Raw genomic sequence first — 2812 nt, forward strand, 5'->3', positions numbered from 1 at the left:
GCGCGAGGACGGCCCGGGGCTGGCCATGGTGGCGCTCGATGCCCAGGGCACGCCCCTGCTCGCCCGCGTCACCCAGCGCTCGGCACGCACCCTGGGGCTGGCCCCGGGCCTGCCGGTTTTCGCGCAGATCAAGGGCGTGGCGCTGCTCGTTTGACCCCTGCCGTGCAGGGGCGGCACGGCCGCTGCGCGCCGAGGGAAGGCACTATCGGGCCATGCGTTCCCAATGCTGCCCGAATAGGCGCTGTCCTACAAACCCAAGCGCCACTCCCGCGCAGCGACGACCCCGCGGGACGTGCCCCAATGGGTTTTGTGAACCGGTTGCGCTGGCGCGCCCTGCGCCGCGGAGCGCCCACTCCCCCAAGGATCCAAGCCCGTGCCTTTGCCCCACACCGCCCTGCTGACCGCCCACGACGCCTATCTCCTTCGCGAAGGAACGCATTCACGCCTCTACCAGGCCATGGGCTGCCACCTGCGCAGCGAGGGCGGCGGCGCGGACTTTTCCGTCTGGGCACCCAACGCCGCATCGGTCTCGGTCATCGGCGACTGGAATGGCTGGAACCCCGATGCGGATGTGCTCCACGCCCGGTCCGATGGCAGCGGCATCTGGGAGGGAGCCTCCCCCCACGCCGCGCACGGCCAAGCCTACAAATACCGCATCGTGTCGCACAACGGGGGCCGCGTGCTCGAAAAGGCCGACCCCTTCGCCGTGTGTGCCGAATTGCCGCCCAACACCGCATCGCGCATCTGGTCGCTCGACTACGAATGGGGCGACAGCGACTGGATGGCATCGCGCGGGCCGCGCAACGCGCTGGATGCGCCGATGTCCATCTACGAGATGCACCCCGGCTCCTGGCGCCGCCGAAACGGCCAGTTCATGAACTACCGCGAACTGGCCCATGAACTGGCGGACTATGTGACGTCCCTGGGCTTCACGCACGTGGAGCTGATGCCCATCACCGAACACCCGTTCTATGGCTCCTGGGGCTACCAGACCACCGGGTACTTCGCGCCCACCTCGCGCTACGGCACCCCGCAGGACTTCATGTACTTCGTGGACCACCTGCACCAGCGCGGCATCGGCGTGCTGCTGGACTGGGTGCCCTCCCACTTTCCGGTGGACGCCCACGGGCTGGCAGAGTTCGATGGCACCCACCTGTACGAGCATTCAGACCCGCGCCAGGGTTTCCACCCCGAATGGAGCTCGGCCATCTTCAATTACGGCCGGCACGAGGTGCGCAGCTTTCTCATCTCCTCCGGCCTGTTCTGGCTCGACAAGTACCACCTGGACGGGCTGCGCGTGGATGCGGTCGCGTCCATGCTCTACCTGGACTACGCCCGCAAGGACGGCGAGTGGATACCCAACCGCCACGGCGGCCGCGAGAACCTGGAAGCCATCGAGTTCATGCGGCTGCTCAACCGAGCGGTCTACCGCGACCACCCGGACACGGTCAGCATCGCGGAGGAATCCACCGCCTGGCCGATGGTCTCGCGCCCCGTGGAGATGAACGGCCTGGGCTTCGGCATGAAGTGGAACATGGGCTGGATGCACGACACGCTGGCCTACCTGAAGGAAGACCCGGTCAACCGTCGATACCACCACCACAAGCTCACGTTCTCGCTGGTGTATGCCTTCAACGAGAACTTCGTGCTGCCGCTCTCGCACGACGAAGTGGTGTACGGCAAGGGCTCGCTGATCAACAAGATGCCCGGCGACGAGTGGCAGCAGTTCGCCAACCTGCGCGCGCTGTTCGGCCTGATGTGGTCGCACCCGGGCAAGAAGCTGCTCTTCATGGGCGGCGAGTTCGGCCAGCGCCGCGAGTGGACACATGAAGGCGAACTCGAATGGTGGGTGTGCGACAGCCCGTTGCACGGTGGCGTGCAGCGCCTGATCCGCGAACTCAACCGCGTCTATCGCAGCGAGCCCGCTCTGCATGAAGTGGACTTTTCGGCGGAGGGTTTTCAATGGGTGGAGGCCGACGACGCCGGGCAGAGCGTGATCGCCTTCCTGCGCAAGCCCAGCCATCAGGCGGCGCAGGAAAACGGCGCCGGCCCGGTGCTGGTGGTCTGCAACCTCACGCCCGTGCCGCGCACCAACTACCTGGTGGGCGTGCCGTCCTCCGGCTACTGGCAGGAGTTGCTCAACAGCGACGCGCGCGAGTTCGGCGGCGCCGGCTGGGGCAACCTGGGCGGCGTGGAGGCCGCGCCTGTGCGGTCGCACCAGTGGGAACAATCGCTGTGCCTCACGCTGCCGCCGCTCTCCACCCTCATCTTCCGACAGGAGCCTGCGCGCCATGCCAAAGCCTGACACCCTGCCCTCTTCTTTCCGCCCTGCGGCCAATGCCTCTGCGGCGTCGCCAGCGAGCCCGTCCACCCTGTTGACCCCGGTCGGCGGCACAGACGGCCGTGTGCGCGCCGTGGTCGAAGCCGTGCTCCCCTGCGTGGACGGCGGTCGCTTTGCCGCCAAGCGCGTGGCCGGCGAACCGACCCGCATCACCGCGCACTGTTTCACCGACGGGCACGACGTCTTGCGCGTGGCGCTGCAGTGGTGGCGCGACCGGGATGGCAACGCCACCACAGCCCCCGCAGAAGCCACCGAAGTGGCCATGGAGGCCAGCGGCAACGACGAATGGGTGGCCGACTTCACCCCACCCGAGCCGGGCCTGTACCGCTACACCGTGTCCGCCTGGGTGGACCCGTTCGAATCCTGGCGCCGGGAACTCGAACGCCGCGTCGACCCGCAGGACATCCGCGTCGCCGCGCGCGTGGGCGCGGCGGAAGCCCTGGCGGCCGCCCAGCGTGCCAGCGCCGCCCG

3 protein-coding genes are annotated in these 2812 nt (G+C 68.2%); all 3 read left to right on the forward strand.

Going from position 1 to position 2812, the window contains the following annotated elements:
- On the forward strand, positions 1-154 hold a 154-nt coding region (locus tag AC27IQ_RS21975), incomplete at its 5' end, for a TOBE domain-containing protein (protein ID WP_487090790.1).
- Between the two features lie 225 nt (positions 155-379).
- A complete protein-coding gene (glgB, locus tag AC27IQ_RS21980) occupies positions 380-2305 on the forward strand; it encodes a 1,4-alpha-glucan branching protein GlgB (protein WP_487090791.1) in 1926 nt (641 codons plus the stop codon).
- A partial coding sequence (locus tag AC27IQ_RS21985; RefSeq protein WP_487090789.1) for a maltotransferase domain-containing protein occupies positions 2292-2812 on the forward strand: 521 nt, incomplete at its 3' end. The genes glgB and AC27IQ_RS21985, both read left to right, overlap by 14 nt.

The sequence above is a fragment of the Acidovorax sp. KPB24-07 genome (assembly GCF_057543315.1).